Source organism: Massilia aurea, from assembly GCF_014200505.1.
GTDB classification, from domain to species: domain Bacteria; phylum Pseudomonadota; class Gammaproteobacteria; order Burkholderiales; family Burkholderiaceae_D; genus Telluria; species Telluria aurea_B.
Genome location: NZ_JACHBX010000001.1, coordinates 240,791 through 260,149, shown reverse-complemented (window position 1 = coordinate 260,149; position 19,359 = coordinate 240,791). Strand labels below are relative to the sequence as shown.

The window sequence follows — 19,359 nt, the reverse complement described above, 5'->3', positions numbered from 1 at the left end:
ACACGCAAACGTCCAGCATAGCGTCTTCTGCCACCGCTGTGAACGCGACGGCCACTTTCAGCGTATCGTTACGCATCCTGACTAAACAGCACCCACGCCATGACTGACAAGACCTTCCTGCGCACCCACGCCGCGCTGCGCGATGATATCGGCGACCTGCTCACGCAGCGCCCCGTCCCTTCGCCCCAGCTCGACCAGATCGATCCTTTTCTGTTTTTGAATCACCACGGTCCGCAGACCTATGGCCCGCACAACCGCGGCCTGCCATTCGGCCCGCATCCGCACCGGGGCTTTGAAACCGTCACCTTCATCGTCGAAGGCATGCTGGCCCACCGCGACAGCGCCGGCCATGAGAGCGTGATCCATGCCGGGGGCATCCAATGGATGACGGCCGGCAGCGGCATCGTGCACGCCGAGGTCTCGCCGCGCGCGTTTTTGGAAACGGGCGGCCCGCTCGAGATCCTGCAGTTGTGGGTGAATCTGCCGTCGCGCCTGAAGATGACGGCGCCCGCCTATACCGGCGTGCAGCAGGACCGCATTCCCGCGTTATCGCTCGACGACGGCAAGGTCACGCTGAACCTGATCGCGGGCGAGTGGGACGGCAGCACGGGCCCGGTGCAGTCGCTGACCGGCGTGTTCATGAGCACTGTCGCGATGCAGGCCGGTGGCCGGCTGCGCATCACCGGCCTGCAAGGTCGCAACGTGCTGCTGTATGTGGTGCGTGGACGCATCGGCGTGGGTCACCACGGCGATCTCGCCAACGCTTACCAACTGGTGGAGCTGAGCACGGAGGGCGACACGCTCGAGATCGTCGCCGAGTCCGGCTCGCTGCTGCTGTTCGGTCATGCCGATCCGATCGGCGAACCGGTCGTCTCGCACGGGCCCTTCGTCATGAACACCCGCGATGAAATCACGCAGGCGATCACCGACTACCAGGCCGGCCGCTTCGGCTCAACGCTGGCTTGACGCCAGCACCCGGCCGCCATCGTCCTTGAGGTGCACCGTGTGCGGGAACGGCCCGCCGTCGAAGCGCACGCTCAGGTCCCTGCCGACCGCCTCGAAGCGGTCGCGGCCCACGTGGACGATTTCCTGCGGTCCGTCGCCCAGGTCGGCGTACAGCTTGCGACCCTTGCCGGTCACTTGCAGCGTGCGCCCGTCATCGAGCTTGTAGGCGCCCTGCATGCGCTGGTACATCAGCGGATCGATATACACCTTCTTCGGCTGCGCGGCGTGTACGTTCACGACGTCGGGATTGGTTGCAGCGACTGGCTGGGCGGCGCTGCCCAGCGAGACGACTGCGGCGGCGGCGAACAAGGCGAGGTGGGAGAGGCGCATGATGGAAATTCCTTTCAGGTCGGTGGCGGAGAAGTCCGTGTCGCCAGCGCTTCTTTGCCTGACGATGAAGCCAGTCTAGCGAGCCGCAAAAAGCGTTCAAGCGCCAAGAGGATCAAGCGCAGGAAATGCGCGACGAAGTGCGTAATCGGCGGGGTGAACGGGAGGTGCATATATGAAAGCGCGCCTTATTTCAACTGTGTGTCTGCATTGCGTGCGTATGTCGTACAGTAGGGTTCCTCCAACGCCAATGCACCCACTCCCATGCCAGTCATTCCCCTCGCCGCGACCACGCGCGGCTACCCCGACAGCGGTAACGTGATCGAGAACGTGCACCTCGGTTCGGTCGCCGTCGTCGACACACACGGCCGCCTGTTATGGTCTGCCGGCGACCCGGATTACCCGACCTTCACGCGCTCGGCACTCAAGCCGTTTCAGGCCCTGCCCTTCATCCTGGCCGACGGCCCGGCGCGCTTTGGCCTCTCCGGCGACGAACTCGCGCTGCTGTGCGCGAGCCACTCGGGCGAAGACAAGCATCTCGACGGCGTGAGCTCCATCCTCAACAAGATCGGGCTCGACCCCGGCCACCTCGAATGCGGCTGCGCGGTGCCGCTGCACTACGAGTTCACCGGCGGCAAGCCCCCGGCGGACGCGCACTGGACGCCGCTGCACCACAACTGCTCCGGCAAGCACAGCGGCTTTCTGGCCTGGTGCCGCCTGCACGATGCGCCCACCGCGAACTACGTCGACCGCGCGCACCCGCTGCAGCAAGCCGTGCGCAGCACGCTGGCCGACTCCATCGGCATGGCGCCCGAAGCCATGCCGGTTGGCCTGGATGGCTGTTCGGCCCCCAACTACGCGATGCCGCTCAGTCGCCTGGCGCACCTGTACGCGCGTCTCGCGCATGGCCCACAAGACCCGCAGCTGGGCGGCGCGATGGGCACGCTGCGCGACGCGATGATTGCCCGCCCCGACCTGGTCTCGGGCGAGGAGCGCACCGACCTGCACTGGATGACGGCGGGCGGTGGCGACTGGGTCACCAAGATCGGCGCCGACGCCGTGCAGGCGATCGGCATCCGCTCGGCGGGGATCGGCATCGCGATCAAGATCACCGATGGCAATGTGCGCGCGCTGCACCCGACCGTGTACGCGGTGCTCGACCAATTGGGCCTGCTGAACGCGGCGCGGCGCGAGTTGCTCGAACGCTATCGCCAGCCTGTCATCAAGAACGCGCGCGGCGCCGTGGCCGGTGACATCCGTACGCTGTTCAAAATGACCCGTCAGGCATAAAGCAACAGGTTTGTGCTGCATCATTACAACATGCTGTCTTCTTGCTATTTCATTTGAAATTTAAAGGGTTGATACTTGCCGCAAGGCATTTCTTCGGCGCTCAATCCTTTCTTCAAAGTGATGACATCGTGTTAAAAAATCTCCGTATCGGCTCCCGCCTTACCCTTGGCTTTGCCACGATGCTCGTCCTGTCGCTGGCCGGCACCTCGTTCGCTCTCTACACCACGCGCAGCAGCGCCGAGGCGACCCAGCAGATGATGCAAAAGCCGCTGACCAAGGAACGCCTCGTCTCGGACTGGTATGTGCTGACCTATTCGGCCATCGCGCGCACCTCACTGATCGCGCGCAGCACCGACAGCACCCTGTCGGCCGTGTTCGCCAAGCCGATCAAGGACAGCGTTACGGGTACCACGGTCATCCTCAAGAAAGTCGAAGCCCTGCTCGACTCGCCCGAAGAAAAAGCGACGCTGCAGGACATCCTGGGCTTGCGCAAGACTTACCAGCAGGCCAAGGAAACCGTGATGAACGCGCGCACGTCGGGCGACTCGGCGGCGGCAGAACAGGCCTATGAACAGGTATTCGCGCCAGCTGCCGCCGCCTATGGTGCCCGGGTCCAGAGCCTGCTGCAGATCCAGCGCAAGAGCATCGACCAGACGGCGCTGGCCATCGAGGCGGCGAATCAGCGCAGCACGCAACTGGTGCTGCTGCTGGCCCTGCTGTCGACGGCGATCGGCGCCGTGGCCGCCGTGCTCGTCACGCGCAGCATCACCCGGCCGCTGGACGCCGCGCTCGACGTTGCCGAAACGGTCGCCTCGGGCGACCTTGGCCACACGTTCGCGAGCTATCCGAAAGACCAGGTCGGCGACCTGATGCGCGCGCTGGAAACGATGAACGGCTCGCTGGTGCGGGTGGTCTCGCAGGTCCAGCAAGGTACCAACGCCATCTCGACCGCGTCGAGCGAGATCGCAGCCGGCAACCTCGACCTGTCGGCGCGCACCGAACAGCAGGCCAGCTCGCTCGAAGAGACGGCCGCCTCGATGGAAGAACTGACTGCCACCGTGCGCCAGAATGCCGACAATGCGGTGCAGGCCAACGGCCTGGCAAAAACAGCCTCGGATGTTGCGGCGCGTGGCGGCGCCATCGTCGGGCAGGTGGTCGACACGATGGGCTCGATCGACGCCTCGGCGCGCAAGATCGTCGACATCATCGGCGTGATCGACGGCATCGCCTTCCAGACCAATATTCTGGCGTTGAATGCCGCGGTGGAAGCCGCGCGCGCAGGCGAACAGGGGCGCGGCTTTGCCGTGGTGGCATCCGAAGTGCGCAACCTGGCGCAGCGTTCGGCCGGCGCGGCGCGCGAAATCAAGGGCCTGATCGGCGACTCGATGACGCAGGTGAATGCCGGCACGGCGCTCGTGCAGCAGGCCGGCGCCACGATGGACGACGTCGTGGCCAGCGTGGCGCGCGTGACCGATATGATGTCCGAGATCAGCACCGCCACGCAGGAGCAGCGCGTGGGCATCAACCAGGTCAACGAAGCGATCGCGCAGATGGACCAGGTGACGCAGCAGAATGCGGCGCTGGTCGAGGAAGCCGCCGCAGCGGCCGCGAGCATGCAGGAGCAGGCAGCGCAACTGGCGCAGGTGGCGGCCGCGTTCAAGCTGGACCACGCCAGCGGACGGACGCGCCCGCAACTGGCGGCGCGCGCCGTGCCGGCGCTGGCAGCCTAGTCGCTTGGAACGCCGCCTGCTACGCCGCCAGGCGGCGCAGCATCGCGGCGATGGCGTCCAGCACCGCGTCATCGTCCCAGTAGGTATTGTGCGCCAGCGGATTCCAGCTGCGTAGCAACAAGTCCCCCACCCCGCCGCCGGCATTGATCGCGCGGTCCTCGACCAGTTCACGGTAGCCGTTAGACAACGGCTGCAGCGGCCAGCCCAGCACGTCGTCAGGATCATAGAAATTGATCCACTTGAACAGCGACGTGGGCGGCGCAATCGGGATGATGTGCATTTCCTGGTGCGCGGCCACAAAGATCGGGATATTGCAGCCGGTGGTCACCAGTGCGACGCAGGTGCCGCCGCCGATGAAGGCCAGTTCGCTTGCAGTCAGCGCGCGGCCGAGCGTCGCGCCGGCCCAGGCACCGATATCGCGCCAGATGCCCGCCCCGACCGGCTTGCCGGCAGCCGCCTTCTGCGCATCGTACAGATAGCTCGACAGCACCTGGCAGCCCAGCGAATGCGCGACGAACACGACCGGCATGCCGGGCCGCGCGGCATGGGCCGACAACAGCGTGGTGGCGATCTCGCCCTGGGCCTGTTCATAGATCGAGCCGGGATCATCCTTGCTGTTTTCCAGCCCGGCGGCGTCGCCCAGGCCGTACAGGACGAATTTGCGCAGCGCGGCGTAGCGCACCTTGCCGGTGGCTGACGTACGGTCCCAGACCATGCGCTGGTTATCGTGCAGGATGCCCTGGTAGTAGACCGAGCGCATGACGACCTGGCTGGCCAGCGCATCCAGACGGGTACGCAGCCCCGCCATCAGGCCGTCGGCATAGTCGGGCAAGGTCTCGCCCATGCCATGCACGGCTATCAATGCAACTTGTGTCATTGCTACCTCCCCACGCGCGCCGATATCCCTAGCGTATCAAATTTCGCGTGTTGAGGCAGAACAAAGGTTGTGGAGAGACCTGGCCCTTAGCGGAGCGCGATGGTCAGCTCGAACGTGTCGACGCCGTCGACGCCGCCGCGCACCTGGTCACCCGGCTGCAGCGCGCCGACACCGGACGGCGTGCCCGAATAAATCAGGTCGCCCGGCGCCAGCGTCACGAGGCGCGACAGCGACGCGATCACGTCCGCGATGGGCCAGATCATTTCATCGAGATTGCCTTCCTGGCGCAGCGTGCCGTTCACTTCGAGCCAGATGCGCGCCTGGGCCGGGTGCCCCACGTCGCTGACCGGATGCAGCGGGCTGCACGGGGCCGACGCGTCAAAGCCCTTGGCCATGTCCCATGGCCGGCCGGCGTCCTTGGCCACGGCCTGCAGGTCGCGCCGGGTCAGGTCCAGGCCCACGCCATAACCCCACACCAGATCGAGCGCCTGCGCCGCGTCGATGTCCTTGCCGCCGGCTTTCAGCGCCACGACCAGTTCGATTTCGTGGTGCATGTCGTTCGTCGATGGCGGATACGGCACCGCGCCGCTGGCCGGCACGACGGCATCGGCCGGCTTGGTGAAGAAGAACGGTGGTTCGCGATTCGGGTCGCTGCCCATTTCGCGCGCGTGCGCGGCGTAGTTGCGGCCCACGCAGAACACGCGGCGCACCGGGAAGCGCGCGCTGGAACCGGCGACGGCCACGGACGCCGTCTCGGGTGCGGTGATGACGAATTCGGTCATGCTCATCCTTTCATTGACAGGAGCATCATCATACTCCCGCCATGGAGGGCGGCAAGACTCAGGTTCAGGTTCAGGCCGATGCAGCCGCGGCCTCGGCCTGCGCCGCCTGCGCCGCACTCGCGTCCAGAATGCGCACGAGCGCCGTCATGTCGACCGGCTTGACCAGGTGATGGACGAAGCCGGCCTCGAGCGCCCGTTCGCGGTCCCTGGCCTGGCCATAGCCGGTCACGGCCACCGGCACCGTGGCCGCCATCTCGGGCAGCGCGCGCAGGCTGGAAGCCAGCTGATAGCCATCGATGTCGGGCAGGCCGATATCGATCAGCATCACGTCGGGATGCTCGACGCGCGCGCGGCGCAGGGCCGAGGCGGCGTCGTACTCGACGGCAGTGGCGTGGCCCTGCACCTGCAGCAGCGTAGCCAGGCTGTCGGCGGCGTCCGTGTTGTCGTCGACGATCAGCACGCGCAGCTGGCGGCCCAGCGCAGCGCGCACCGGATCTGCCTCGGACGGCGGCGCAGCGTCGTCGTCGCTACTGCCAGCGCGCGCACTCACGCAGGGCAAGCAGAGCGTGAACGTGCTGCCGCAGCCGACGCCATCGCTGTGCGCGGTGACCTCGCCATCGTGCAGGTCGACCAGGCGCTTGACGAGCGTGAGGCCCAGCCCCAGCCCGCCCTGCGAGCGGGCCAGCGTGCGTGCGCCCTGCGTGAACAGGTCGAACACATTGGGCAGCAGGTCGGGCGGCATGCCGGAACCGTTGTCGCGCACTTCGAGCATCATGCGCCCATCGCCGGCCACCAGGCGCAGCGCCAGCGTGCCGGCCTTGGGCGTGTACTTGGCGGCGTTGCCGACGATATTGGCCACGCTCTGCACGAGGCGCGTCTGGTCGCCCCGGACGTACACGGGTGTGTCGGGCAGTTGCACCGTCACGTGGTGCGCTTTTTCGAGCACCAGCGGGCGGGTCTGGTCGAGCGCCCCGTTCACGACATCGCGGAAATCGACCGTCGCCAGCTTGAGCTTGACCAGCCCGCGCGTGACGCGCGAGACGTCGAGCAGGTCGTCGATCAGGCGGCTCATGTGCTTGACCTGGCGGCTGATGATGGAGCTGGTCTGGCAGATGCGCGGCTCGTTCGCGAACTGCATGCTCAGCAAACTGGCCGAACTGCTGATCGGCGCCAGCGGATTACGCAGCTCGTGCGCCAGCATGGCCAGGAATTCATCCTTGGTGTGACTGAGGCGCTCGGCCTGCACGCGCGCCAGGCGCTCGCTCTGCAGCAGCGCATCGCGTTCGAGCGCCGACGTCTGCGCGATCTCGTACAGGTGCGCATTGTCCATCGCCACGGCCGCTTGCGCGGCGAGATTGGCGACGATGCGCTCGGTGCGTTCGGTGAACATGGCCGGCGCCGGGTGACCGAGGAACAGGCCGCCCAGCACCTTGCCCGATTGCGACACGACCGGCACCGCGAGATAGCTGCGCACGCGCAGCTGCGCCAGCGGCGTGCCATCGGCCACCAGCGCAGCGTGCTGCGGATCGCACGTGATGTCGTCGCTGCGCACCGGCGCCCCGCCTTCGATCAGGGGGCGGAAGATGGCCGCCGTCGGGGGCGCGAGCCGGTCGAACTGCTCGCGCGACGCGCCCGACAGCGCGTACAGGCGCATCTGCTCGGGCACCGTGGCGCCGATTGGCGCATTCACCGGATCGTGCAGCAGGGCGCCCCGACCGGCAGGATTGCAGAAGAACGCGCCGAAGCGCGCGCCACTCAGCTCGGCACCGGCATCGGTGATCGATTGCGCCAGCGTATCGAGGTCGAGCGTCGAGGCCAGCGCGCGCCCGGCGCGATTGACCGTCTCGAGGATGCGGCTCTCGTCGCGCAGGCTTTCTTCGACGCGCGAGCGGCGCGCCACTTCACGCGTGTGGCGCGCCACGTCCTCGGCCAATGCCACTTCTTGTTCGGTCCAATGGCGCGCCATCGGCTCATGCAGGTAGAACACGGCGCACAGGCGCCCTTCTTCGATGATCGGCACCATCACCAGCGCCCGCGCGCCAATGGCGGCGTAGGCGGCGGCATGCGGCGCACTGCGTTCGTCGGCATCGACGTCATCGATGCGCACGCTGCGGCCCTGGCGCAGCTTGGCATTGACGATCGGACCGAATGCGTCGAGGGGATGCGAGCGGCCGGCCAGGCTGGCCATGCGGCCACTGGTCCAGTCGCAGTCGATGCTGACGGTGCGGCCGGAAACGTCCACCTCGGCATAGCCCACACGCGCCACGCCCAGCGTCTGCCCGGTCATGGCGCTCGTCGCGCGCATGATGTGGTCGGCGTCATCGAGGCCATCGAGCGCTTCGCCGAGCTTCTGGTGGAAGGCATGCCGGTAATCGGACAGCACGTCGGACGTCGTTTCGGTGAGTACGCAATAGACGCCGGCCACCTGACCTGCATGGCGCACGGGCGACAGGGACACGCAGAAAAAGCGCCGTTCGCGCTTGCCGTTGCGCTCGAATTCCATCAGCGCGTGCTGGAGCTGTGCGGACTCGCCAGCCAGGACTTCGTCGAAATAGGGCCGCATGCGGTCCCACAACTCGGGGCGCACGCTGGCATACGGCGCGCCGCGCGCCGCCGGGTGCTTGTCGCCCAGCAGGTCGGAATACGCGTCGTTGTAGAACAGGCGCAGCTCGCGCCCGATCGCCAGAAACATGGGAAAACGCGACGCCTGGATGAGGTCGGCGATGGCGCGCAGGCCTTCGGGCCAGGCATCCGGGTGCAAGTGTGCCAGCCCGGCCAGCGCACGCTCTGTGGATGCGGGTGGAGGTGCAAATGCTGCAGGAGAAGACGCAAACAGCGCCGACGGCGCGGCCAGAACTGGCGCAGGCGCATCCAGTACGGTGGGATCGCCGGACAGCGTGGAACTGCCGCCGACCATCGGCATGAAGCCGCTCAGATTACTCATCAGGAATACCCAGTGTGGTTCTTGCAAGGCTGGCGAGCTCGATATCCTGAAACATCTGATCCTGCCCTGCTGCAGCGCCGCCAACATATTCTTGTTGGGGCGATTATAGCGAGCAACCAAACAGAACCGCGCCCGTTACACCTGAGGTGTCGAGCGGGCGTGGCGGGGATGCCACAAGCCTGAGGCGCAGTCAACGTTGAACGCCGACTGCGCCATCCTAATAGAGGCGCAGTCAACGTTAAATAGAGACTAGCTTTGAACTGACGAGCGTTCCAATGGTCCAACCCCTGTCCCCAGCGTCAGGAGTCAATCATGAAAGCGCCACGTTTCAAAGGCTGGTTCGCAAAACTGCCTTCACTGAATCAGCCGCAACGCCGGCAGGTACTCGATGCCCTGCATCCTGCAGCCGGGCTCGATCAGGTGGTCGCACTCATCAGTGAGGTTAGAGCGCCAGGCCGCTGCTGTCCCAGATGCGGCAACGAGCGCTGCTACCGGCATGGTTTCGCCAACGACTTGCAGCGCTACCGCTGCTGCGCCTGCGGCCGCACCTTCAACGACCTCACCGGCACGCCACTGGCGCGGCTCAGGCACAAAGCCAAATGGCTCGCGTATTCGCAGGTGCTGCTCGATTCACTCCCCGTGCGCAAGGCCGCAGCTCGGGTCGGCGTACACCGCAACACCGCCTTTCGCTGGCGGCACCGCTTCCTGCATTGGGTCAAGCTCGACCGGCCCGCGCTTTTGAGTGGTATCGTCGAGGCTGACGAAACATTTCTGCTCGAGTCACAAAAAGGTTCGCGCACGCTCAATCGCCCGCCGCGCCGGCGCGGCGGCCATGCTACCAAACGGGGCATTTCCGGTGAACTCGATTGCATCCTGGTCGCGCGCGACCGCGAAGGGCGCACCATCGATGCTGTTACTGGGCGCGGTGCGCTCAAGGCTGCGCAACTCGAGCGTGACTTGCTACCCAGGCTCGACAGGCAGGCCTTGCTGGTCAGTGACGGCCATCCTGCTTACCGCGCCTTTGCACGCAAGCACAGGATCGCGCACCAGGCGGTCAATGTGAGCGCGGGTGTGCGTGTAAGGCGTCTGGGCAGCCTTGCCATCCACGTGCAGAACGTGAACGCCTACCACCAGCGCTTCAAGGCCTGGCTACAGGGCTTTCGTGGTGTGGCCTCGCGCTACCTGCCCAATTATCTGGGCTGGCGCTGGGCGCTGGATGGCGAACGGGTCACGTCCCCCGGACAATTGCTTAGTATTGCTATCAGCGTCATCAACAGATAACGCTGACTGCGCCTAGTAAATTTCTGCAGCAGCCGCCCGCACGGCGCCCAGCAGCAACTCCGCGCCCGGAGACAGCAAATGATCCTGCTGACGGATGATGCCGAACGCATCCATCTTGCAGGGCAAATCGATCGGCAAGATCCGCATCACATTCAGCGACGCATAATATTGCGCGACTTCCTGCGGCATCACGTGCAATGCGTCGGTTTGCTGCAACAGCGCGGTAACCAATAACAGCGCTGTCGTATCGACGACGTTCACCGGCGGCTGCAGGCCGGCGCGCAGGAACATCATGTCGAAGCGGTGGCGCAGGATGCTGCCCGGTGGCGGCAGGATCCAGGGGCGCCCGACAAGCTCCTCGAGCGTCAGGTTCTTACTCTCAAGCAAAGGATGATCGGGCCGCACGACCGCACAGGCCGGCTCCTCGGTCAGCTCTTCGTAGATCAGCCCGGTGGAATCTTCTTTTTCGAGAATGCGCCCGATCATGAAGTCGAGCGTGCCGTGCTTGAGCTTATCGAGCAGCACATTGCTCGACTCGAGCTGCACACCGATGCGCAGCAGCGGCGCCTGCTCCTTGATGCGGGCAATGGCGCGCGGCAGCAGCGCCATTGCCGGCGTCATGATCACGCCCACCTCGACCTGCCCCGCCAGGCCGGCCTTGAGCGCGACGATGTCGTCGTGCGCCAGCGCCAGGCTGGTCAGGGCCATGCGGGCGTGGCGGATCATCGTTTCGCCGTAGATGGTCGGCTCCATCCCGCGCGGCAGCCGTTCGAACAGGCGCACGTCGAGCATCTCTTCCAGATCCTTGACCTGTTTCGATGCCGCCGGCTGCGTCATGTGCAATTCTTCGGCCGCCCGGTGAATGTTGCGGTAGTCGTCCAGCGCAATCAGCAGCAGCAACTGGCGCGTTTTCAGGCGCGCCTTCAAGAACCAGTTGGGGTTGGTCGTTTCCATCAGATCACGTGCAACCCGGCGCTGGATTGGCGGCTGGCCCGGCGGTCGTTTGCGCGACCGGCAGGATCTTGCCGTCCGGCGCGTAGTGCAACTCCTCGACCGCGACCGAGCGGCGGAATTCGCCCCCCGTGGGCAGCTTGCCGTTATGGTAAAAAATGTACGACTTGCCATTGAAGTCGACGATCGCCTGGTGGATGGTCTTCACATTGGTGTTCTTTTCCATGATGACGCCATCCATCGACCACGGCCCATGCACGCCCGGGCCGCGCATGGCCACGGTTTCTTCAGGAAAGTGGCGCGAGTAAGTCAGATAATACGTGCCCTTGTGCTTGTGCACATAGGCCGCTTCGACGAAATTGTCCAGGCCCGCGGTCTGGATCGGGCCGTCGAACTCGATCATGTTCGGCTTGAGTTTTGCATACTTCATGACCGTATTGCCCCAGTACAGGTAAGCCTGGCCATCGTCGTCGATGAACACGGCTGGGTCGATATCATCCCACAGGATCTGCGTCTGCTTCGTCATGTCGTTCGTCACCAGCGCCCGGCCCAGTGCATCGACGAACGGGCCGGTCGGGCTGTCCGACACCGCCACGCCGATCGCCTTGCCGGGAATCGTCGCATGGTCGACCGTCGAATAGAAATAATACTTGTCGCCGCGCCGGACGATGTCCGAGGCCCAGGCGTCGCGCCCGGCCCATTTGAAGGTCGAGTAACGCAGCGGCGAGCCGTGGTCCGTCCAGCGCTGCATGTCGCAGCTCGAGTAGACGCGCCACTCGTTCATGACGTAATCCTTGCCGCCCGCCGGTGCGTCATCCTTGCCGACGTACAGGTACACGCGGCCCTTGTCGACCAGCGCGGCCGGATCGGCCGTGAAGATGTCCCTGACGATCGGGTTGGCGGCTTGCGCGCAGGCGCTCGCGCACAGCAGCGCGGCGAACATGGTGTGTTTCATGGTGTCTCCTTCTTTTATTTTTTTCCGAATGCCATCACGCGCTGGACGACGCAGAACACGAACAGCAGACCGCCGATCACGATCCGCGTCCACCACGAACTGAGCGTGCCGTCGAAGGCGATCAGCGTCTGGATCGTGCCCAGCACCAGCACGCCCGACAGCGCGCCGGCCACGTAGCCATAGCCGCCCGTGAGCAGCGTGCCGCCGATGACGACGGCGGCGATGGCATCGAGTTCGGTACCCTGCGCATGCAGTCCGTAGCCGGACAGCATGTAGAACGCGAACAGCACGCCGGCCAGCGCGGCGCAGAAGCTGCTCAGCGCATACACGAGCACCTTGGTGCGCCCGACCGCCAGCCCCATCATCGCGGCCGAAGTTTCATTGCCGCCGATCGCATATACGGCGCGGCCAAAGCCGCTGTAGTGCGCGAGCCAGATGGCCAGCCCCAGCATGCCCAGCGCAATCAGCGCACCGGGCGACAGGAAGCCCCCGAAAAACGGCAACTGGGTCTGCGACATCGCCACGAACAGCGGATCGTCGATCGTGATCGACTCGATGCTGATCAGGTAGCACAGGCCGCGCGCGAGGAACATGCCGGCCAGCGTGACGATGAACGGCTGCAGCCGGAAGTAGTGGATGATCGCCCCCATGCCCGCGCCGAACCCGGCGCCCAGCAGCAGCACAAACGCGATCACCGCCAGCGGCGGCCAGTGCGCCACCTGCAGCAGCCAGGCCGCAATCATCGTCGCCAGTGCGAGGACGGCGCCCACCGACAGGTCGATCCCGCCGGACAGGATCACGAAGCCCATGCCGATCGCGATCACGAGCAAAAACGCATTGTCGATCAGGAGATTGAGGAGCACTTGCAGCGACAGGAAGCCGTCGTACAGCGCGCCGCCGACGAGCAGCATCGCCACCAGCAGCGCCACCGTGACGAGGGACGTGAAGGACGGGGCCTTCGCGAGTACGCGGACATTCATGCGCGCCTCCGCTGCCACAACTGCCTGAACTGGTCGGACTGCGAGATACAGACCAGGAACACGACAACCGACTTGACGACCATATTGACCTCGGGCGGCACGCCCAGCGAATAGATGGTGTAGGTGAGCGTCTGGATGATCAACGCCCCGACGAGCGAACCGGCCAGGCTGAATTTGCCGCCCGCGAGCGACGTGCCGCCCAGCGTGACGGCCAGGATGGCATCGAGTTCGAGCATCAGGCCGGCGTTGTTGGCGTCCGCGCTCTTCACGTTGGAACTGATTAACAGGCCTGCCATGCCGGCGCAGGTGGCCGCGAACACGTAGACGAACACGATCAGCGCCGCCGTACGGATGCCGGCCAGGCGCGCGGCCACCGGATTGATCCCCACTGCCTGGATGAACAGCCCCAGCGCCGTGTGGCGCAGCAGCAGCGCCGTGACACCGAACACCACTGCCACGACAAACAGCGCGAACGGCAAGCCAAACAGATATCCGCTGCCCAGGAAAAAGTACGGCTGGTAGTAGACCGTGACGATCTGGCCATCGGTGAGCAACTGGGCCAGGCCGCGCCCGGCCACCATCAGGATCAGCGTGGCGACGATCGGCTGCAGGCCCAGGCCGGCGACGAGCGCGCCGTTCCACAGGCCGCACAGCAGCGCCGCGCCGAGGGCGGCGGCAATCGCCACCAGCATCGGCGTGTCGGCCAGATACACCGGCACGCCATCCTGCATCACCATCGTGCCGCCAATGAGCATCGAGGCGACGGTGCCGGACAGCGCAACGACGGCGCCGACCGAGATGTCGATGCCACGCGTGGCAATCACCAGCGTCATGCCGATCGCCGCCAGCATCAGGGGCGCCGCGCGGTTGACGATGTCGACCAGCGCGCCATACAGGTGGCCGTCGCGGACCTCCAGGTGGAAGAAGCCGGGAATCAGCAGGAAGTCGATCAGCAGCAGCACGGCCAGCGCAGCTAGGGGCCGGAACAGGCGGTGCCCCAGCATGCGTGATGCCAAAGGTGCCCGCGCGGGCGGCTGCAGCGCCGGAATGTCGTTGACGGCCATCACGCGCCCTCCCCGGCAATCACGTGCAGCACCGTGCTGTCGTCGAGTTCACCGCGCCGGTACTCGCCGCAGGCCTTGCGGTCGCGCATGACGACAATCCGGTCGCTCACGCGCAGCACTTCCGGCAGTTCGGACGAAATGAACAGGATCGACATGCCCTTGCGGCACAGGCTCGTGACGTAATCCATGATCTCCTGCTTGGCGCGCACGTCGATGCCGCGCGTCGGTTCGTCGAGAATCATCAGGCTTGGCTCAGTGGCCAGCCAGCGCGCCAGCAGCACCTTTTGCTGGTTGCCGCCCGAGAGCGTGCCGATGGGCGTCTCGATGCTGGCGGTCTTGATCCCCAGTTGCTGCACATAGTGATCGGCCAGCGCCTGCTGGCGGCGCAGCGGAATCGCGCGCAGCAAACCCTGGCGCGCCTGCAGCGCCAGGATCAGGTTTTCGCGCACCGACAGGTCGAGGATCGCGCCTTCGTGCTTGCGGTCTTCGGAGCAGAAACCGATGCCGTGCGCAATGGCGTCACGTGGCGTGGCAAGGGCGCGCGCGCGGCCCTTGACCTCGATCGCGCCGCTGTCGATCCGGTCGGCGCCGAACAGCATGCGCGCGGTTTCGGTGCGGCCGGACCCCAGCAGGCCGGCAAGGCCCAGCAGCTCGCCCTTGCGGATCACGAGGTCCAGCGGCGCAAGCACGCCACGCCGGGCGGCGCCGCGCGTGCGCAGGACAATCTCGCCCGCCGCAGCGCTGGCCGCCTGCGCCGCTTGCTGACCGTTGGCAGGCAGCTCCTGGGCATCGGGCGCAGCACCGATCATCTTGTTCACCAGCGCCAGGCGCGACAAGTCGCTGCACAGGTACTCGCCTTCCCGCTCGCCGTTGCGCATCACGGTGATGCGGTCCGAGATCGCGTAGGTCTGCTCCAGGAAGTGCGTCACGAACAGGATCGCCATGCCCTGCTCGCGCAGCGCGCGCAGGTTGGAAAACAGCAGCTGGACTTCGGCTTCGTCGAGGCTCGACGTGGGTTCGTCCAGAATCAGCACCCGCGCCGAAATGCTCAGCGCGCGCGCAATGGCCACCATCTGCTGGACCGCCAGCGGGAAGCTGGCCAGCGGCTGGCGCACGTCGACGTGCACCTGCAGGCGCGTCAACAGCGCCTGCGCCTGCTGCCGCATGCGGCGCCAGTCGATCATGCCCCAGCGGCGTGGGTAGCGGCCGATGAAGATGTTCTCGGCGACCGACAGGTTCGGGCACAGGTTCACTTCCTGGTATACGGTGCTGATGCCCAGGTCCTGCGCGTCCTGCGTCGAGCGCGGCGCAATCGCCTCGCCAGCGAACACGATGCTGCCGCGATCGGGCTGGTAGACGCCCGTGAGCACCTTGATCAGCGTGGACTTGCCCGCGCCGTTCTGGCCCATCAGCGTGTGGACTTCGCCCGGATACAGGCGCAGGCCCGCATCCGACAGCGCGCGCACGCCGGGAAACTGCTTGTGGATGCCGGTCACTTCCAGGACCGGCACCTGCGTTGTCGTGGGAAGCATGGCCGCCTCAATAGCGACGGTTCGGGAATTCCTTCGCCGCCACTTCAGCCGGGAACACGCCCTCGTTCACCACGATGCGTTTGGGGACTGGTTTACCCGCCTTGACCGCCAGCGCAGCCTGCATCAGCTGGGGACCGAGCAGCGGGTTGCATTCGACCGTCACGTTCAGCTTGCCCTGCAACATGGCCTCGAACGCGCCGCGCACGCCGTCGATCGAGATCACGAGGATGTCCTTGCCCGGCTTGATGCCCGCTTCCTCGATCGCCTGGATGGCACCGATGGCCATGTCGTCGTTGTGCGCGTACAGGACGGTGATGTTCTTGCCCTCGGACTTGAGGAACGCTTCCATCACTTCCTTGCCCTTGGTGCGGGTAAAGTCGCCCGTCTGCGAACGCAGCATCTTCAGGCGCGGCTCGCCCTTGATGACTTCAGCGAAGCCGGCCTTGCGGTCGATGGCCGGCGCCGAGCCGACGGTCCCTTGCAGCTCGACGATGTTGTAGGCGCGGCCCGGGTTCTTCTTTGCGTGCTCGACCAGCCAGCGGGCGGCGCGGCGGCCCTCTTCCACGAAGTCGGAACCGAGCAGCGTGACGTACAGCGACGGGTCGGCAACTTTCACACCGCGGTCGGTGAGGATGACAGGGATCTTGGCAGCCTTGGCTTCCCGCAGGACGGTGTCCCAGCCCGATTCGACGACGGGCGAGAACGCGATGATGTCGACGCGCTGGGCAATGAATGAGCGGATGGCCTTGACCTGGTTTTCCTGACGCTGCTGGGCGTCGGCGAATTTCATGATGACGCCGGCCTTCTTGGCGGCGTCCTTGATCGAGGTGGTGTTCGCGGTGCGCCATTCGCTCTCGGCGCCGACCTGCGAAAAGCCGATGGTGAGGGGCTTGGCGGCGAGCGCCGGGTGGGTTGCTGCAAAAGTGGCGGCCGTGGCTACGCCCAGGAACTTCCTGCGGGTGAATCGCATCACTTGTCTCCGATATTGTTGTTCTGCAATCGTAGGACAAAGTGTGATACTGATCCAATCAATTTTTTGCGTCGAGCGATACTTTTTCTGGTATCCAGTGCGATGCGGCAGAATGCCACCGCATCGCACCGGTCTTACTGGCGATCAGACGTAGGCGGAACTCATGTTGAGCAGCCCGTTCACGCCACGCGGGAAGAAGCCGCCCATCGTGACCGATTCCTTGGTCAGGTACACGATATTGAGCACGTCACCCGGCGTACGGCTGAACGCGATGCCATCCTTGTCGAGCGGGACGATGTTCGAGACGGTGCTGTCGGTGGCATTCACGATGCCCTGGTCGACGTCGGTCGAACCATCGAGGCTGTCGCGCGCGTTCGAGATTGCCGTGGCTGCGGTGCGCAGCGTTGGCGCCGTCAAGCCTTTCGTATACAGCACGGTGCGCACGATGCCGGCGTGATACGCCTCGGCCGCCAGGATGCCGGCTGCCGCTTCCAGGAACGTCTTGTTCGTGATGAGCGGCGACGCGCCTTTGTACGCGGTCACGCCGACGTCCTCGAAGATGAATGCGCCAAGCAGGAAGTTTTCATCGCTGGCATACGGGTCGAAGGCGACGCCAGGGCCCACCAGGCCAGCCGCGCGGGCAGCGTTCGAGAACGCGCCGTTTGGATCGGTGCCGCCGATGTCGATGGCCGGCTGGGCAACCGCCGCCGAACCGAGCGCTGCGCGCAGGAAGCCCACGTGCGCGATCTCATCCTGCGCGATTTCCTTGGCGTATTGCGCGACCAGCGGATCCTTGAATGCGACTGCGCGCCCACCCGTCACGGCGCCCTGCGTGCCCGTGCCGCCCGTCAGGCTCGCTGCCAGACCGGTGCCGAACACTGCGTACGAATAGAACTGCGCTTCGAGGTACTCGAGATTCAGCGCAAAGTTGAGGATGTCGATATCGGTCGGCTGCGCGGCCTGCGCAATCGCGTCCTTGACCGAGCCTCCGCAGGCGGACAGGAAGGTACCGCCCACCATACCGACGCTGATCCCTCCGACGTTCTTGAAAAACGAGCGGCGCTTTTCCAGCTTTTCCTTGCGTGATTCGAGCAGTGCCAATGTCACATTCGTGTCTGTCATGGTAGGTCTCCGGTTGATGCGATCGTATAAATGGGCGGGCGTCTGCTCGGTTATTTCAGCCAGGAAACCTGGCTGCCAATGCAGCGCGTATAGCTTGTACTGACGCACGATTGATTCGGTTTCAACTATTTTTAAAAATAGTTTTGACGTGACACGCAAGCCCATCCGTGCGGGCGCGATCGGGACGATATGATATTGTCAATACCACCCGATTCTCCACTCCTACAACGTCCAAGGATGGCAGTGCCAGACACCCTTCATCCCGATCCCGAGCAGCTGGCCACCTGGCTGCAAGCGACAGCAAAAGGCGACGCGGCGGCATTTCGCGCGCTGTACGACACCATTTCTCCGAAACTGTTTGGCTACGCGCTACGTATATTAGGCAAGCGCGAACTGGCTGAAGAAGCATTGCAGGATGGATTCGTGGCGATCTGGAACGGCGCCGCCGGTTACCAGCGCCACCTGGCCGCGCCCATGACCTGGATGACGACGATTGTGCGCAACAAATCGCTCGACCTGCTGCGCCGCTGTGCTCACGACCTCGACATCGACGGCCCCGTCTTCGATGCCGAGATCATGGCGGCCCTGCAGGATCCGCGCGCCACGCCGATCGACGCCCTCCTGATCAGCCATGACGCGAAGGCGCTGGCCTTGTGCATGTCGTTGCTGGAAGGCGCGCACCGGCAGGCCGTGGGCCTGGCCTTCTTCCACGACCTGTCGCACAGCGAGGTGGCGCAGCAGATGGCGATACCGATCGGTACCGTCAAGACCTGGATCCGCCGCAGCCTGGAGCGGCTCAAGACGTGCCTGGTAAAAGGCGAACGAGCATGAATATCCGCGACAACCCGCAACTGTGCGACAAGCTGGCGGCCGAGTATGTCCTCGGCACGCTCAGGGGCGGCGCGCGGCGGCGCTTCGAACGCTATCTGCGTGACGACGCGGTCCTGCAGCGCCTGACCGCCGAATGGCAGGAGCGCCTGATGCCGATGGCCGAGTTCTCGGGTGCACAGACACCGCGCGCCCAGGTGTGGCGCGCGATCGAACGCCGCCTGGGTCTGGGCCAGGTTCAGAAACGTACGCACGCGGCCTGGCAGTTCTGGCGCACCGAATCGCTGACGTTCTGGCGCTCGCTGAGCCTCGCGTCGCTGGCGGCGACCTTGCTGATGGTGGGCGTGCTGCGCTCGACGCTGGTCGAGGCACCTCAGGTCGATCTGGTCGCCACGCTGATCGATGACAAGGCACGCACGGCGCTGCTGCTGACCGCCGACAGCGAGCGTCGCGTGTTCACGGCGCGCCTCGTCGAGAACGCACCGGTGGCTGCCGACAAGTCGCTGCAGCTGTGGGCCGTTCCCAAGGAAGGCGCGCCCCGCTCGCTCGGCGTGATCCCGCCGGAAGGCGCGATCGAGCTGCCGCTGACCGGCAGCGCCATAGGCGACGACATCGCCACGCTGGCCGTCTCGCTCGAACCGCGCGGCGGCTCGCCCGGCGCCGGTGGACCGACCGGACCGATTCTGTACAAGGGCAACTGGGTGCGGATGCTGTAAGGGCG

The 19,359-nt window shown here is 65.4% G+C and carries 17 protein-coding genes; 6 read left to right on the top strand and 11 right to left on the bottom strand.

Annotation, left to right across the window (positions count from 1 at the left end):
* Window positions 1–99 precede the first annotated feature (99 nt).
* Complete coding sequence (locus HD842_RS01055; RefSeq protein WP_183549814.1) at window positions 100–966, top strand: pirin family protein; 867 nt, start codon at window positions 100–102, stop codon at window positions 964–966.
* Here HD842_RS01055 and HD842_RS01050 read toward each other — a convergent pair.
* Complete coding sequence (locus HD842_RS01050; RefSeq protein ID WP_183549812.1) at window positions 952–1,335, bottom strand: hypothetical protein; 384 nt, start codon at window positions 1,333–1,335, stop codon at window positions 952–954. The two genes, HD842_RS01055 and HD842_RS01050, sit on opposite strands and share 15 nt — an antisense overlap.
* 261 nt (window positions 1,336–1,596) lie before the next feature.
* On the opposite strand from HD842_RS01050, the gene HD842_RS01045 reads away from it, so the two are divergent.
* Together HD842_RS01045 and HD842_RS01040 are read left to right on the top strand one after the other, a co-directional pair.
* Complete coding sequence (locus HD842_RS01045; RefSeq protein ID WP_183549810.1) at window positions 1,597–2,622, top strand: asparaginase; 1,026 nt, start codon at window positions 1,597–1,599, stop codon at window positions 2,620–2,622.
* 128 nt (window positions 2,623–2,750) lie between these two features.
* Window positions 2,751–4,352 (top strand): methyl-accepting chemotaxis protein, encoded by a 1,602-nt coding sequence (locus tag HD842_RS01040; RefSeq protein ID WP_370660771.1) that lies wholly within the window; start codon window positions 2,751–2,753, stop codon window positions 4,350–4,352.
* A 19-nt stretch (window positions 4,353–4,371) separates the two neighbouring features.
* On the opposite strand, the gene HD842_RS01035 is transcribed toward HD842_RS01040, so the two are convergent.
* From HD842_RS01035 to HD842_RS01025, 3 genes are all read right to left on the bottom strand, one after another.
* Window positions 4,372–5,229 carry a hypothetical protein gene (locus HD842_RS01035; protein WP_183549807.1) on the bottom strand — a complete coding sequence of 286 codons (858 nt, stop codon included), beginning with the start codon at window positions 5,227–5,229 and terminating at the stop codon, window positions 4,372–4,374.
* Between the two features lie 86 nt (window positions 5,230–5,315).
* Window positions 5,316–6,011, bottom strand: a complete 696-nt coding sequence (locus HD842_RS01030) for a fumarylacetoacetate hydrolase family protein (RefSeq protein WP_183549804.1) — start codon at window positions 6,009–6,011, stop codon at window positions 5,316–5,318.
* Between the two features lie 70 nt (window positions 6,012–6,081).
* Complete coding sequence (locus HD842_RS01025; RefSeq protein ID WP_229424539.1) at window positions 6,082–8,955, bottom strand: GAF domain-containing protein; 2,874 nt, start codon at window positions 8,953–8,955, stop codon at window positions 6,082–6,084.
* A gap of 312 nt (window positions 8,956–9,267) precedes the next feature.
* On the opposite strand from HD842_RS01025, the gene HD842_RS01020 reads away from it, so the two are divergent.
* Window positions 9,268–10,236 carry an IS1595 family transposase gene (locus tag HD842_RS01020; protein WP_183549801.1) on the top strand — a complete coding sequence of 323 codons (969 nt, stop codon included), beginning with the start codon at window positions 9,268–9,270 and terminating at the stop codon, window positions 10,234–10,236.
* A gap of 12 nt (window positions 10,237–10,248) precedes the next feature.
* On the opposite strand, the gene HD842_RS01015 is transcribed toward HD842_RS01020, so the two are convergent.
* From HD842_RS01015 to HD842_RS00985, 7 genes are all read right to left on the bottom strand, one after another.
* Entirely contained in the window at window positions 10,249–11,190 is a 942-nt protein-coding gene (locus tag HD842_RS01015; protein ID WP_183549798.1) for a LysR family transcriptional regulator, read from the bottom strand.
* 4 nt (window positions 11,191–11,194) lie between these two features.
* Entirely contained in the window at window positions 11,195–12,142 is a 948-nt protein-coding gene (locus HD842_RS01010; RefSeq protein ID WP_183549795.1) for a glycoside hydrolase family 43 protein, read from the bottom strand.
* Window positions 12,143–12,156: 14 nt separating this feature from the next.
* A complete protein-coding gene (yjfF, locus tag HD842_RS01005; protein ID WP_183549791.1) occupies window positions 12,157–13,122 on the bottom strand; it encodes a galactofuranose ABC transporter, permease protein YjfF in 966 nt (321 codons plus the stop codon).
* Window positions 13,119–14,126 carry an ABC transporter permease gene (locus HD842_RS01000; RefSeq protein ID WP_229424650.1) on the bottom strand — a complete coding sequence of 336 codons (1,008 nt, stop codon included), beginning with the start codon at window positions 14,124–14,126 and terminating at the stop codon, window positions 13,119–13,121. The genes yjfF and HD842_RS01000 overlap by 4 nt, the downstream gene beginning before the upstream one ends.
* 59 nt (window positions 14,127–14,185) lie before the next feature.
* Complete coding sequence (locus HD842_RS00995) at window positions 14,186–15,718, bottom strand: sugar ABC transporter ATP-binding protein (protein WP_183549781.1); 1,533 nt, start codon at window positions 15,716–15,718, stop codon at window positions 14,186–14,188.
* A gap of 7 nt (window positions 15,719–15,725) precedes the next feature.
* Window positions 15,726–16,688, bottom strand: a complete 963-nt coding sequence (locus tag HD842_RS00990; RefSeq protein ID WP_183549778.1) for an ABC transporter substrate-binding protein — start codon at window positions 16,686–16,688, stop codon at window positions 15,726–15,728.
* Window positions 16,689–16,832: 144 nt separating this feature from the next.
* A complete protein-coding gene (locus tag HD842_RS00985; protein WP_183549775.1) occupies window positions 16,833–17,810 on the bottom strand; it encodes a ferritin-like domain-containing protein in 978 nt (325 codons plus the stop codon).
* 237 nt (window positions 17,811–18,047) lie between these two features.
* Between HD842_RS00985 and HD842_RS00980 the strand changes: the two genes are divergently transcribed.
* Together HD842_RS00980 and HD842_RS00975 are read left to right on the top strand one after the other, a co-directional pair.
* The gene (locus HD842_RS00980) at window positions 18,048–18,641 is read left to right on the top strand and encodes a sigma-70 family RNA polymerase sigma factor (protein WP_183549772.1); all 594 of its coding nucleotides are present in this window, start codon (window positions 18,048–18,050) and stop codon (window positions 18,639–18,641) included.
* Entirely contained in the window at window positions 18,638–19,354 is a 717-nt protein-coding gene (locus HD842_RS00975) for an anti-sigma factor (RefSeq protein WP_183549769.1), read from the top strand. Before HD842_RS00980 ends, HD842_RS00975 begins: the two co-directional genes overlap by 4 nt.
* The last annotated feature ends 5 nt before the right edge of the window (window positions 19,355–19,359 follow it).